Source organism: Aquimarina pacifica (assembly GCF_000520955.1).
GTDB classification, from domain to species: Bacteria; Bacteroidota; Bacteroidia; order Flavobacteriales; family Flavobacteriaceae; genus Aquimarina; species Aquimarina pacifica.
This window is the reverse complement of the sequence record NZ_JACC01000053.1, coordinates 22,950-38,040: the sequence shown is the minus strand read 5'-3', so window position 1 is coordinate 38,040 and position 15,091 is coordinate 22,950. Positions and strand designations below refer to the sequence as shown.

The following is a 15,091-nucleotide window of genomic DNA, read 5'->3' as shown; positions in this document are numbered from 1 at the left end:
TCTAACCACAACTTTTTGGAATGATCCCTATTTACCCTTTTCTTTTAATGCTTACCAAGTCACGAAGGTTTCATTACATTACAAAATTTAGAAATACATATGAACCTTTGGTAACTTTCTTATTGTTTATTGTAAATCTATCATTTTTAGCACCAACAAATAGCTTAACTATCATATAATTTAAACACCTGAATGACTAATTATTTCTGAAAAATAAATAAAATTTCACACTTTATTTTAACACAAAAGAATACTAAAAAATACTTAACAAAAAGTTAAAAAACACAAATTATTGTTTTTTTTTATGGTTGCTCCATAAAATAAATACGGGATAGTAATTAATTGATATTTGTTCCGTTTTTTTTGTTAATTTTATTAAGAATTACTCAAAATAAACCATTTGAAGAGGATGATGTCAGCAGCTATACCCATAAATGAAAAATTTAGATTAGAAGCCCTAAAATCGTTAAATATTCTGGACTCAAAACCTCAGAAAGAATTTGATGAGATTACGACGCTTGCTGCACACTTATGCGAAACAGATATTGCATTAATTTCATTTGTTGATAATAATAGACAATGGTTTAAGTCAAAGTACGGAATGAGTACTTGCGAAACACCGAGAGAACTTTCCTTTTGTGCACATGCTATACTTGAACCTGAAAAACCTTTTGTCATTAATGATGCAAGAACAGATGAGCGTTTTTCTAAAAATCCGCTTACCGATGTAGAAAAACTAGTTGTTTTTTATGCCGGAATTCCTCTAATTGATAAGGATGGCTTTGCTCTTGGCACCCTTTGCGTTATTCATAGTGAACCAAAACAATTGTCAGAAAAGCAATTAAAATCTCTCAAAGCACTATCCAATCAAGTAATTATTCTATTAGAATTAAATAAAAAGAATAAAGACTTAGAAGAAATTCAAAATCAGTTAGAAAAACGTAATGATTCTCTTTATGAGTTTGCAAAAGTAATTTCTCATGATCTGAAAATGCCATTAGCAAATATTATTATGTCTACTGATGTATTAAAACTGCTATTAAAAGATAAACTCAATGCAGAAAGTCTCGAATATTTCGAATACATTAAAACCTCATCATTTACGATGAGTACTTATATTAATGATGTACTCGATCATTATGAGAGTGATAACTTAATTGATACGGTACATGAAAAATTTTATATTAATAATTTACTAAAAGAAATTGTTGAATTATTGAGTGTCAAACCTGATTTCACTATTCATTATCCAGAAAATAACCCCGAATTAGAAACTAACAAACTAGCTTTAAAACAAATATTTTTTAACCTCATTGGTAACTCAATAAAATATAATGACAAAGAACAGATTATCATAAAAATTGATATTCATGAGGATCTTGCCTTTTACTATTTCAGAATTACGGATAATGGTATGGGTATCCCAAAAGACCAAATAGATTCTATTTTTAAACTTTTCACCACCGCTAATATACCAGACAGAAGTGGCAATAAAGGCAATGGCATAGGATTATCAACCGTAGAAAAACTAATCACAAACCTAGGTGGATCTATCAATGTCTTTTCAGAAGAAAAAGTTCAAACTACGTTTGAGTTTTCGATAAAAAAAAGCGTTTAGTCTTTTATTTTTTTATGGTAGTAATACAAGCTTGGGCACATTTCTCGCCATCAATCGCTGCAGAAATTATACCTCCTGCATACCCTGCCCCTTCTCCACAAGGATACAATCCTTTAATCTGAATATGTTCTAATGTTTTAAAATCTCTGGGGATACGAACAGGAGATGATGTTCTTGATTCAGGAGCATGCACAATAGCTTCATTTGTTAGGTATCCCCGCATACTTTTATTAAAAGAAACAAAACCTTGTTGTAGAACCTTATGTATGAATTTAGGAAACACTTCACTCATATCAGCAGATGTCAATCCTGGTTTATAGGATGTAACGGGAAGATTTTCAGACCTTTTATTATTCACCATATCTGTTAATCTTTGTGCCGGAACTTTTTGTGTCTCTCCTCCTACATGCCACGCTTGTTGCTCTATGCTTTTCTGAAAATACATAGCCGCTAAGGGACCATAATTAGAGAATGCCTTAAAATCTTGGCTGCGTAATTCTACGACTATGCCACTATTTGCCGTGGGTTGATCTCTTTTTGATGGAGACCAGCCATTTGTAACTACCTCTCCCGGACTCGTCGCACAAGGAGCAATAACTCCCCCCGGACACATACAAAAAGAATACATACCTCTACCATTAACCTGCTTAACTACGCTATAGGGTGATGGTGGTAAATAGGGACTACGCGTATCGCAAGAATATTGTATTTGATCTATCAAAAGTTGTGGATGCTCTACTCTAACACCCAAAGCAAAAGGTTTTGATTCGATTTCGATTTTTTTATGATATAATAACTCAAAAATGTCTCTGGCTGAGTGCCCTGTTGCCAAAATAACTCTATTTGAAATAATTGAGCTTCCGTCACGAAGTACTACTTCATTAATCTCCTGATTTTTAATTTTTAAATCTACTACACGGGATTCAAACTTAATGACCCCTCCTCTTTCTACTATTTTTTCTCGTATTGCAGCAATAATATCTGGCAGTTTATTGGTACCTATATGAGGATGTGCATCTACCAAAATTTGATCGGTAGCTCCAAAACCAACTAATATTTTCAAAATACGCTGTACATCTCCTCTTTTCTTTGATCGGGTATAAAGCTTACCATCACTGTATGTGCCTGCACCTCCTTCTCCGAAACAATAATTAGAATCAACATCAACAATATGATCACGATTAATAGCTTTAAGATCTCTTCTTCTGCTCCTAACATCTTTTCCCCGTTCGATTACAATAGGCTTGCATCCTAACTCAACACATCGCAGTGCAGCAAATAAACCCGCTGGCCCCGCTCCTATAATTACAACTTCAGGAGCATTAGAAACATCAGGATATTCAGGTAATGTAATCCTATCCTCAATAAAGTCCTCTTTCACAAATACTCGCACCTTTAAATTTATCTTTACAGATTTTTGTCGTGCATCTATCGATCTTTTTAAAACCTGTACATGTTTAATTTCGTCAATAGGAATGCCATTGGTCCGGGCAACTTTTGTTGTTAGCCGATCCATATGCCCTGCTATTTCGGGAGATACTTGTATTGTAAATTCGTGTTGCAATTTTTATATCTATAGGTTACAATCTGCCGCGAATATACAATAATCTACGGTTGAGAGAAATACAAATAGCCTCCTTAATTTTTGAAATATCCATATTAATTTTAACCTTTTATTAAGGATATAGTCCCTATCTTTGAGATTAAACAAACCTTAAATTAACAATTATGAAAAAGCTAATTTTAATAGCGATTGCGTTTATCGGTCTTTCAATTACCTCTAAAGCACAAGATATCAAATTCGGTTTTAAAGGTGGAGTTAATCTCGCTACAATTAATGGAGATGACATTAGCGATCAAGTAGATGGAAGAACAGGATATCATATTGGCGCTGTAGTACAGCTAAGTCTAGCAGAAACTATAGCACTGCAACCCGAGTTGTTGTATTCAGCCCAAGGAATTGAGGATACAGATATTGATTATTTAAATCTTCCTGTGCTATTCAAGCTTAAATTTGCAAAAATTCTAAGTGTTGAGGCGGGTCCTCAATTTGGCTTTGTGGTTAATGACAATTTTGAAGTAGGAGAACCTGAAAGTTTTGACTTAAGTGGTGCAGTAGGTGCAGGTGTAGAATTTGGACCTTTTTTCGGGCAGTTAAGATATAATTTTGGATTTACAGATGTAGTTGAAGACGTAGATGGTAAGAACTCTAATTTTCAGATTTCTGTAGGATACTATATTTTCTAGAAGAATATTCTAAAACATAACTAATAAAAAAGGTGGAAGGCAAAAACTTCCACCTTTTTTATTAACTATATTTTATTACTACTTTCTTCTTGATCCTCTTTTACTATTTCTATTATTTCTATTATTTCTATTATTTCTATGTGGCTTTTGATTTCGAGGAGCGCCGCTTTTTGGGGTATTAGAATTGGTTTCTGTACTTAGAGAAGGCTCAAAACCTTCTACAATATTAGTAGGAAGCTTTTCTCCTAATAACTTCTCAATACCTCTTATATAAGATGTTTCTTCTTGACTTACAAGAGAAATAGCTTCTCCACTTGCTCCTGCCCTTCCAGTTCTTCCAATACGGTGTACATAATCCTCAGAAACATTTGGCAGTTCAAAATTTACAACATGTGGTAGTAAAGGAATATCGAGGCCTCTGGCAGCGATATCTGTTGCAACAAGCACTCTAATTGTTCCTTTTTTAAAACCGCCTAAAGCTTTGGTTCTAGCTCCTTGACTTTTATTACCATGAATAGCAGCAGCAGAAATATGATTTTTTACTAATTTTTCGCTTAAGCGATTAGCCCCATGTTTTGTTCTCGTAAAAATCAATACCTGTTGCCAATCTCCTTCTGATATTAATTTAATAATTAGTTCAGTTTTTCTTTTTTTGTCTACTCGATATAATTTCTGATTAACTTTTTCTGCAGTTGTATTTTCGGGTGCGGCTTCTACCCAGACAGGATTATTCAAAATACCATGTGCAAGCTTTTTAATTTCTTTAGAGAAGGTTGCAGAAAATAATAAGTTTTGTCGTTTTTGGGGTAATAGAGCTAGTATTTTATTAATATCTCTCTGAAACCCCATATCCAACATTCGATCCGCTTCATCAAGAACCAAAATTTCTACCGAAGCAAGAGAAAGTACTTTTTGGCTATGAAGATCTAATAGACGCCCTGGGGTTGCTACCAATATATCAACACCATTTCTTAATGCTTTTATTTGAGGGTTTGCATTTACTCCTCCAAAAATGACCATTGATCTCAAGTCAATAAACTCACTATATGCCTTTACATTATCCAAAATCTGAGCTGCTAATTCTCTTGTTGGAGTTAATACCAAAGCACGGATAGGCCTTTTACGTCGCTGCTGACCATTTGATAAAATCTGTAATAATGGTAGCGTAAATCCAGCTGTTTTACCAGTTCCTGTTTGCGCTGATGCTAAAACATCTTTTCTTTCTAAAATTGATGGAATTGCTTTTTCTTGTATGGGAGAAGGTATTTTATATCCCTTTTTGTCGATGGCTTTTAACAAAGCATCGGATAATCCTAATGTTTCAAATGACATATAAACTGTTTACGAAACAACAAGTTACTACTAAATGCCATTTCTGAATGAAAACGTAAATGTACGGCTTATTTTAAGATACATAGACATTCAGTGGTTTTGTCTTAATTATACTAATAAGGACACTCAAAAATTTATTCTTTTAATACAAATACAAGAAGACAAAAAAATCTAACTTTATTATGTTTTAGATAGAAAAAATACGATCACAAAAATACCTATTCACAAATCTTATAGTATATTTGACAAACGTTACTAAGGAATGCAGTTTAAACATCCAGAATTTCTTTTTGCTCTCTTCGCCCTTGTTATTCCCATTATAGTCCATTTATTTCAGTTAAGACGTTTTCAAAAAGTAAATTTCAGTAATGTTCAGTTCTTAAAATCTATTTCATTACAAACTAGAAAAAGTTCTCGAATTAAAAAATGGCTTACGCTTTTGTCCAGACTATTGGCTCTAGCATTTCTAATTATTGCTTTTTCCCAACCTTTTTTGGCTTTAGAAGAACTGGTAGGCAAAAAAAGCGAAACCGTTATTTACCTTGACAACTCTTTTAGTATGCAAGCAAAGGGAGCAAAAGGTCCTTTATTAAAAAGAGCTATTCAGGAAATCCTTAATAACACTCCCGAAGAAGAAAAAATATCTCTTTTCACTAATACCGAATCTTTTACAGATGTATCGAAACAAGATATTCTAAATGATCTTTTACAATTAGAATACTCCTCAAATCAACTTTCATATAATGCTGCTTACTTAAAAGGAAAACAGCTATTAGGTAACACAGCCCAAACAATCAAGCGCCTTATAATGATTTCTGATTTTCAACAGAAAAAGGACCCTGTTGCAATACCCGCAGATAATCAGATCAAAACACATTTAGTAAAATTAAGCCCCGTTACACGTCAAAACATTTCTATTGATAGTCTATATCTAGAACGTAATATTGAAAATGAATTATACTTACATGTGTTACTGAGCACTACAGATATTGCTTCAAAAAACACTTCGATTGCCCTCTATAATGACGACACTTTATTAGCAAAAATGGCAGTTTCTATACCAAAAGACGGTACAGCAAAAACAGCATTTCGTTTAGAAGAAAATATTAAAATAAATGGACGTGTTACGCTAGATGATCCCTCTATTACATTTGATAACTCTAGATACTTCACCATTAATACTCCCGAGAAAATCAAAGTACTAGCTATCAATGAGGCAAGCGACCATTTTATTAAAAACATATTTACACCTGATGAGTTTTCATTAACGAGTACGACACTTAATGAACTTAATTATAACGACATCAGCACCTCTAACGTCATTATTATCAATGAGGTTAAGCAGATTCCTGTATCCCTTCTAAACGCATTAACACCTTTTGCCGATCAAGGGGGAATTATTTGTTTAATACCTGCAAATGAAGGAGACTTAGATTCTTACCAACAGTTTATAAGTGGATTTTCTACAGAAGGGATTTTTTCAGAAAAAAAACAAGAAAAAAAGATTACAACCATTCATTTTTCGCATCCATTGTATAGAGGAGTGTTTGATAAAAATATTACCAATTTTCAATATCCAAAAGTTAATAACTATTATCAAACAAATGGCACCAATGTGATTCTATCATTTGAAGACAATAGTCCGTTTTTGTTTAAAACAAATTCATTGTACGTATTTAGTGCGGCAATTAATCAAAATAATTCTAATTTTAAAAATTCGCCTCTAATTGTACCTACGTTTTATAATATTGCAAAACAGAGTTTAAAACATACAGATATTTCTTATACAATTGGTGAGACTAATTCTTATGATGTACCTGTTACTTTAGGACAAGATGGTATCTTATCTTTGGTCTCTGAGAAAGAAAAAATTGTTCCGTTACAACAGAGTTTTCCTACCAAAGTCCGTATTACTACAGAAGAAGTACCTACACAAGCAGGAGTTTATAGCCTCGAAGATCAAAACAAAAATAGTATTCAACATGTCAGTTATAATTATAATAGCATAGAAAGTGATTTGCAATATTACTCTTTAATAACCAATGAGGCTTATGAAGTAAGTGAATCTGTTACTGAACTTTTTGATCAAATAAAAGAAGATAGTAGTGTTAATGAACTTTGGAAATGGTTTATTATTTTTGCATTGCTATTTTTGCTAATTGAAATACTATTATTAAAATATCTCAAATGAATTTTTTACTAAAGGCTGCCACAATACTTGATCCCCAGTCTCCTTTTCATAATAAAACCGTTGATATTTTAATAGAAAATGGTGTTATTACCAATATAGACACCTCTATAAATACTCCTGATCATGTACAAGAAATAATTCTAGATGAACTGCATGTTTCTCAGGGTTGGTTTGATAGTAGTGTAAGTTTTGGTGAACCTGGATATGAGGAAAGAGAAACTATTGCTAATGGACTAGAAGTAGCTGCAAAAAGTGGTTTTACTAGTATCGCTCTACAGCCAAACACCTTACCAATAACTGACACAAATACATCTATAGGTTTTTTAAAAAGTAAAGCGTTAGAAAATGCAGTATCTCTATACCCTATAGGTGCTTTAACAACGCAATCAAAAGGAGAAGCTCTAGCAGAATTATATGATATGAAGCAAGCAGGAGCAATTGCTTTTGGGGATTATAAAAAAGCTATCTACAATCCGAACTTATTAAAAATCGCACTACTTTACACCCAAAATTTTAACGGTTTGGTAATTTCTTTTCCGCAAGAGAATGATATTGCAGGAAAAGGTATTGTTAACGAAGAGGAACAAAGTACCTTATTAGGATTAAAGGGGATTCCTGCCCTTGCAGAAGAACTACAAATTGTAAGAGATTTATTTCTTCTAGAACATACAGGAGGCTCATTACATATACCTACAATATCTACTGCCAAATCTGTTGACCTAATTCGTACAGCAAAAGCCAAAGGATTAAATATTAGCTGTAGTACCACTGTACATCACATTGCTTTTACCGACAGAGAACTAGAAACCTTTGATACAAATTTTAAAGTATTACCACCACTTCGTACCAAAGAAGATGTTACCGCCCTACTAAAAGGCATCAATGATGGAACAATCGATACAATTACTTGCGATCACCAACCTATGGATATCGAACTAAAAAAAGTAGAATTTGACAATTCGGCTTATGGTACACTGGGGTTAGAAAGTGCCTTTGGTACACTTAACAAAATATTGGGCTTAGAAAGGACTATTGCTATGCTTACTAATGGCAAATCAATTTTCGGTATCAATAACACCTCTATTGATAGAGGAAATAAAGCGAATTTATCACTTTTTAACCCAAAAAATGAAACCACTTTTACCGAAGGACATATTATGTCTACCTCAAAAAACAGTGCTTTTATAGGAAAATCAATAAAAGGACATGTTTATGGTATTATTGCCAATAATAAAATAATCCTAAAGTAAATTCGGATTTATATATAAAATGTATTAATAAAATCACCTGTCAGTCATGCAATCAGATTACGCAAAACAAGGAAAAACAGCAGCTATTATAGCATATATTACTATTGTGGGTACGATCATAGCCTATTTCATGAATCAAGACAATAAAAATAAATTTGCTAATTTCCATATTCGTCAGGCTTTGGGCATAAACATTTCATTTTATGTTCTGGGAGTATTTGTTAGTATTTTTGACTCCTGGGCGATTAGTTCTGCTTTTTACATTTTTATATTCGTACTATTTGGTTATGGACTTATAACAGCTTCTCGCGAAGAACAAAAAACAGTTCCTATTTTAGGCCCCTATTTTCAAGAATGGTTTAATTTTATCAAATAGACCAAATCATCTATTTTTACTTTTTAGCAATTTAATTTATGTCTAGTAATACACTTTCCTTATATCATATTATCAAAGAACCCACAGTAAAAAAAGAAAAAACTCCCGTTCTTTTTATGTTTCACGGATATGGCAGTGATGAAAATGATCTTTTTTCTTTCTCTAGTGAGTTATCAGAAGAACTATGTATCATTTCTGTTCGAGCTCCTTACCCTATGCAACCACAAGGAAATGCATGGTACGCCATCTATTTTGATACAGATAAGGGAAAATTTAGCGATGATGAGCAAGCGATAGAATCTCGTGATAAAATTGCAAATTTTATAGACGAAGCAATAGAAGCATATAATTTAGACAAAAATAATGTTTCTATTCTGGGGTTTAGTCAAGGAACTATTCTTAGCTATGCTGTAGCAATCTCCTATCCAGAAAAAATTAAAAATGTCATTGCATTAAGTGGCTATATTAATGAAGGTATATTAAAAGAAGGATATAAGGATTCTGATTTTTCTTCTCTTAACTTCTACTGCTCTCACGGTAGCGTTGATCAGGTCATTCCTGTTGATTGGGCCCGTAAAGCACCTATATTTCTTAAAAAACTAGGTATAACCGCACCTCTAAATGAATTTATGGTTGGCCACGGTGTTGCTCCTCAAAACTTTTATCAGTTTAAAGATTGGTTAGAAAATCATATATAACCTATGACTTAACCAAGATTAAAATGATCTTCGAAACAGAAAGATTACTTGTAAGAAGACTTAAAAATACAGATGCTTCAGACTTTTATGAATTAATGAGAGATCCTGAGGTAATGCATCCTATCCCAAGAAAAACACTATCTAGAAAAAAAAGTGATTTACGCTTAAAAGAGCTTATAGAATTAGAACAAAAATCAGATACTAATATTTGGGGGTTCACAAAAAAGAGTAGGTCTGAAATAATAGGTATTTGCGGCTTTCTTAAGAACAATAAAAATGAAGAAGAAATAGCCTATAGTATTGCACAGAAATTTTGGGGCAAAGGATATGGTACAGAAATAGCAAAAGGACTAATTGATTTTAGTTTTGATGTACGTAAGACTTCAAAAGTTACAGCAGATGTAAATATCGAAAATGACAAGTCTGTAAAAATTTTAGAAAAAATAATGACTCCCTCTTTCGAATTCTATAATATAAAAGACGACTGTATAGATAGAAGATATCAAATAAAAAAAGAACATTGGTATAGATTATATAAAAGTTAAATATCCTACTTATAACCAAACAGTCAATGAAATATGATTGAAATGACCTCTTGGGTCTCTAGCCAGTTTTAGAGAGAACACACAAAGGTAAAACACCTAACTTTTTCCTAATCATTTATTTAAATAGTACAAACAATTCAGTAATACATAGCGTGTAATTTTAAAGTGTTTAAAAACCAATTTAACTCAAAACACTTTACAATCATGAAACGATGTTACACAATCATCTCAAAATTAAAATATAGTTTCCTTGTTGGAGCTATATGCATAACGGCATCACTTAGTGCCCAAATCTCTAAAAAAAATTCAGAAAACTTTCAATTTGATATTCCAAAAGATAATTGCTTCAATCAAAAAAAATACGCTAAAGGAACTGGTTCGTCCTACTTTAATTTTGGAGACATCTTAATCTCTCGTGCTGTTTTGCCAGCAGCTAGTTTCTCTGAAGGGCCCACCTCAGGACAATATATCAACCAAGGATTAATCAATCAACAACCAGTTCCTTTTTTTAATAAACAACCTGTACAAGGTTTTTCTGCTATCCTTAATAATTTTGACGGTACCTTTATGGCATTATCTGACAACGGTTTTGGGAGTATAGAAAATTCTGCCGATTATAATTTAAGAATGTATCGAATAAAACCAGAATTCGAATCTATTATTAGCAAAGGAGATGGTTCTATAGAGATTTTGGAACATATTGAGCTCAGAGACCCTAACCATAAAATTCCTTTTGCTATTACTAATCATTTTAGTACTTCTAGAATTCTTACTGGTGCTGACTTTGACATAGAATCTATACAAAGAACTCCCAATGGAGATTTTTGGATTGGTGACGAATTCGGACCTTTTATATTACACTTTGACAAAAACGGTATTTTATTAGAAGCGCCAATAAGACTTCCTGATTTTGATGAAAATGGAAAAGAACTACGGGCTAAACAAAATCCATTTAATGAAGAATATAGTGCATTACGGGTAATGAATGCCATGAGAGCACATGCACAAAAGTTTGGGGGCAAAACTCCTGTAATGTCTCCATGGTTCGTAATGCTTGATGACGGAGATAGTACTACACTAGTTAATAGTCGTTCGAACCCCGATCCAAGTCTCACCAGCGCTTCTAGTGAAATATTTAATGTATCCTCTTTAAACAACGCAGGACACCCTGTTGTTGTTTATACAGTAAACGATTTAGAAAGCATGAACGCTCTTTTAGATCTTGGTGTACAAGGAATTATATCTGATCGACCTGACTTATTATTAGAAGCGATACAAAATTTTGATAACGATACTAATGGCCAACCAGATTATATTGATTCTGACGGATTAATAGATGTTAATTTATTTGATGCTCAAGGGCATAGAGGCGCAAGAAATTTGCGCCCCGAAAATACACTCCCCGCTATGGAAGCAGCACTAGATTATTTAATGCCTACTTTAGAAACAGACTGCGGTATTACATCAGACCAAATTCCTGTATTAGATCATGACCCACATATTGAATCTGCCAAAACCCGTAGAGTTGATGGTACTTCATATACGTATAATGATGAAGTATTAGTAAAAGATGTAACTTTAGCACACATCCAAGCAACATATATTGCAGACAAAATTTTACCAGGAAGACCTGCTCAAACCAATGATCTTTCTTTATCTCCCGTTTCTATTGCCTTTGCAAATCAAAACAACCTAATCGACCCTTATATAATGCCATCATTACAACAGTTATTTGATTTTGTTGATTTTTATGTTGCCTATTATAAGTATGGTGCAGGTGTCTCTAATTCAGAAGCTGAAAAACGCTGGAAAAACGCATCAAAAGTGCGCTATAACATCGAAACAAAAATAAACCCAAGAACAGACACCGATGATCGTGGAGATATTTTTTCTGATCGAACTGTAGATGCCGAGTCCTTTACCAAAGCTATAGCAGATCTTGTTGTCAAAAATAATTTGACAGACAGAGCAGATATACAAAGTTTCGATTTTAGAACCTTACTTATTGCCCAAGAGCAATATCCAGAAATAAGAACCGTATGTCTTTTTGGAGATTTCCCGAAAGTAGGGGACTCGGGAGACGGAACAAATTTACAAGATCAAAATGGCGTAAACACCCCTTGGTTAGCTGGACTATATTGGCCATATCGCAGTACTATTTTAGATACTCCATTTAAAGTTAAAAGCAGTGGTGGTTTTGAAGGAATGGCACTCAGTACTGATAAAAAAACACTATTTCCACTATTAGAAAAACCCCTCGAAAATTCTGAAAACAGTAACTTATTAGTTCATGAATTTGACCTTGAAAGTGCTTCTTATACTGGAAAAAAATTCGAATATGTATTAAATGAAAATGCTACAGCCATTGGAGATTTTATCATGTTTAGTCGTAAGCGAGGATTAATTATAGAACGAGATGGCTCTCAGGGGGACTTAAATGGGTTCAAAGCTATTTACGAAATAAAACTAGATCCTAACGAAGCTATAATTGAAAAAAGACATAATATTGATCTTCTCGACATCAACGATATTTACAGAATATCAGAACCCGGATTATCAGGAGACATAGGGATTGGTCAAGAATTTGCCTTTCCGTTTGTTACTATAGAAAGTGTTGTTGTATTTAACCCTTTCTTGATTGGAGTATTAAATGACAATAATTACCCTTTTAGTATTGGTAGACATTTAGGAACAGGGTTGCCTGATGATAATGAGTTCATACTTTTATGGCTAGACGAACCTCTTGGCAGACCATGGAGAAAAACAGAAAACATCTCAAAAGAAACTTTGGAAGAAAACAAGAACATTATAGTACATCCTAATACATTTACGGATCAGGTATCTTTTTCTATAGAAGCAAAAGAACAAACGAATATATCCATTAATATTTATGATATTTTCGGAAATTCTATTCGAAAATTGATTGCGAATCAAAAACACACCAACAACAGTAAATATACTTGGAATGGGATATCAGACAGTGGTTCAAAAGTTAAAAAAGGAACATATATAGCAATTATAGACATAGACGGATTCCTTACTAAAGAAAAGATAATCAAGAACTAGAAAAGAGGTAAAAACATCTTTCTCAATCAACTCAACTTCCGTTAGAAAACAGAAGTTCCTTTGTCAAGCTGGACTTGTCTATGAAACAAATATTTTACTTCAATGTTTCTTGGTCAGGTTCAGGTTGACAAATAATTAGTATTGATACGTATTAATAGTATTTTTTCTGGCAACTATTTTGTTTATAAAAAATGGTATATCTAATTTCTGGGATACAAAAATGATTTTTCAACCTCAAAATCTACAACACCATCCTTACGAACTTCATAAGTTATAAATAGTTCTCCCCAATATACACCATCAGTAAAATCTGCAATAATCCATCGATGATTAAGCAATCTAACTTTATTAATACTCATATTGCCTTCCATACCTACAAATGGAATAATAGGATTATCTGCTCCTGCCTTATTCTGACTAATAATCTGATCACTTATTGTAAGGGACAACTTATTGGCATCATACCCCATTTCTTCAAAATAGCTAATGGCATCTTCATTACTATCCAAAGAAAAATAGGTAAGGTCCATATTAATATTAACCAAAGAATCTATATAAGATTCTTTAGCCTCAACTTTGGCCTTAAGGTTTTCTATTTTCGCATCATACGATTCTTTAGCTTTTTTGGCGTTCATGAATTGAAATAGAACAAATAATAGTGTAAAAATGAATAGATATAAAAAAATCTTACTCTTCATATGTTTAGATCGTTATTTTTAAATTATCATAAGCCAAAAATACATTTTCTGGCAATATTTTTTCTACTTGGTCATGAAATCCTAATAAATGACTTATGTGGGTGAGATATGCTCTTTCTGGTTTAATTTCCTCAATAAATTCGAGAGCCTCTTCTAAGTTAAAATGTGAATGATGAGCTTCTATTCGCAGTGCATTAACTACCAACACCTTAACCCCTTTCAACTTTATTCTTTCACTCTCCTCAACTGTTTTCACATCAGTTAGATATGCAAAATCTTTAAATCGAAATCCAAATACTTGTAACCGATTATGAAACGTATTAATTGGGATAATATCTAGGTCTCCTAACAAGAAAGGTGTGTTGGTAAGCTCATTCTCTATAACACTGGGGGCCCCAGGATACTTATTTTCTGAAGCAAAAATATAATCAAATCTCAACCTTAGAGACCCCAACACTCTTTTGTGGGCATATATAGGTATATCACCTTGTCGAAAGAAAAAAGGTCGTATATCATCTAACCCCATGGTGTGATCAGCATGTTCATGCGTAAAAACAATACCATCAATTCTTGACACATTATTAGCTAACATTTGTTGTCTAAAATCTGGCCCACAATCTATTACGTATTGATATTCTCCCCATGAGATTAAAACAGAGACACGGAGTCTTTTATCTCTTGAGTCATTGCTTAAACAGACAGGATGGGTACTCCCTATAATAGGAATCCCTTGTGATGTTCCGGTACCAAGAAAAATTACTTCCATATCTGGGCTAAACTATAACAAATGTATTTTTATTGTACTCGATAAAAGTAAATATTCTTAACAATTAACGAAATATTCTAAATGACTTAGATTGTATCAAAAATGATAACAATCGAATTTAAACAAACCTATTCTTATAAACTCTTTTTTTTTAATCATTTTATACACAATTGTAAAAGTTTTAAGTGTATAATTAATAATGTAATAAAAAAATAAATTAGGTTCACAATTAAAATTAACAGCTCGTTTATCTCGTATAATCGATGTCAAAAATATATACACAAACTTTTTTAATACTAGTGGT

General features: G+C 32.8%; 12 protein-coding genes. 8 read left to right on the top strand and 4 right to left on the bottom strand.

Annotated features, from left to right (window positions below; genetic code table 11):
* The first annotated feature begins 409 nt into the window (after positions 1–409).
* Complete coding sequence (locus DZ60_RS0120155; RefSeq protein ID WP_025743830.1) at positions 410–1,618, top strand: GAF domain-containing sensor histidine kinase; 1,209 nt, start codon at positions 410–412, stop codon at positions 1,616–1,618.
* 4 nt (positions 1,619–1,622) lie between these two features.
* On the opposite strand, the gene DZ60_RS0120150 is transcribed toward DZ60_RS0120155, so the two are convergent.
* Positions 1,623–3,182, bottom strand: coding sequence for an NAD(P)/FAD-dependent oxidoreductase (locus tag DZ60_RS0120150; RefSeq protein WP_025743829.1), 1,560 nt, complete (start codon positions 3,180–3,182; stop codon positions 1,623–1,625).
* Between the two features lie 164 nt (positions 3,183–3,346).
* On the opposite strand from DZ60_RS0120150, the gene DZ60_RS0120145 reads away from it, so the two are divergent.
* Positions 3,347–3,865, top strand: coding sequence for a porin family protein (locus DZ60_RS0120145; RefSeq protein WP_025743828.1), 519 nt, complete (start codon positions 3,347–3,349; stop codon positions 3,863–3,865).
* Positions 3,866–3,943: 78 nt separating this feature from the next.
* Here DZ60_RS0120145 and DZ60_RS0120140 read toward each other — a convergent pair whose 3' ends face one another.
* The gene (locus tag DZ60_RS0120140; protein WP_025743827.1) at positions 3,944–5,197 is read right to left on the bottom strand and encodes a DEAD/DEAH box helicase; all 1,254 of its coding nucleotides are present in this window, start codon (positions 5,195–5,197) and stop codon (positions 3,944–3,946) included.
* Positions 5,198–5,459: 262 nt separating this feature from the next.
* On the opposite strand from DZ60_RS0120140, the gene DZ60_RS0120135 reads away from it, so the two are divergent.
* From DZ60_RS0120135 to DZ60_RS23555, 6 genes are all read left to right on the top strand, one after another.
* Positions 5,460–7,388, top strand: a complete 1,929-nt coding sequence (locus DZ60_RS0120135) for a BatA domain-containing protein (RefSeq protein ID WP_025743826.1) — start codon at positions 5,460–5,462, stop codon at positions 7,386–7,388.
* Positions 7,385–8,638, top strand: a complete 1,254-nt coding sequence (locus DZ60_RS0120130; RefSeq protein WP_025743825.1) for a dihydroorotase — start codon at positions 7,385–7,387, stop codon at positions 8,636–8,638. Before DZ60_RS0120135 ends, DZ60_RS0120130 begins: the two co-directional genes overlap by 4 nt.
* Positions 8,639–8,684: 46 nt before the next feature.
* A complete protein-coding gene (locus DZ60_RS0120125; RefSeq protein WP_025743824.1) occupies positions 8,685–9,014 on the top strand; it encodes a membrane protein in 330 nt (109 codons plus the stop codon).
* Positions 9,015–9,052: 38 nt separating this feature from the next.
* Positions 9,053–9,712, top strand: coding sequence for an alpha/beta hydrolase (locus DZ60_RS0120120; protein WP_025743823.1), 660 nt, complete (start codon positions 9,053–9,055; stop codon positions 9,710–9,712).
* Between the two features lie 23 nt (positions 9,713–9,735).
* The gene (locus DZ60_RS0120115) at positions 9,736–10,257 is read left to right on the top strand and encodes a GNAT family N-acetyltransferase (RefSeq protein ID WP_152537484.1); all 522 of its coding nucleotides are present in this window, start codon (positions 9,736–9,738) and stop codon (positions 10,255–10,257) included.
* Between the two features lie 204 nt (positions 10,258–10,461).
* A complete protein-coding gene (locus tag DZ60_RS23555) occupies positions 10,462–13,323 on the top strand; it encodes an esterase-like activity of phytase family protein (protein ID WP_025743821.1) in 2,862 nt (953 codons plus the stop codon).
* A 200-nt stretch (positions 13,324–13,523) separates the two neighbouring features.
* On the opposite strand, the gene DZ60_RS0120105 is transcribed toward DZ60_RS23555, so the two are convergent.
* Complete coding sequence (locus DZ60_RS0120105; RefSeq protein ID WP_241448768.1) at positions 13,524–13,958, bottom strand: hypothetical protein; 435 nt, start codon at positions 13,956–13,958, stop codon at positions 13,524–13,526.
* Between the two features lie 67 nt (positions 13,959–14,025).
* Positions 14,026–14,787 (bottom strand): MBL fold metallo-hydrolase, encoded by a 762-nt coding sequence (locus DZ60_RS0120100; protein ID WP_025743819.1) that lies wholly within the window; start codon positions 14,785–14,787, stop codon positions 14,026–14,028.
* Between the last annotated feature and the right edge of the window lie 304 nt (positions 14,788–15,091).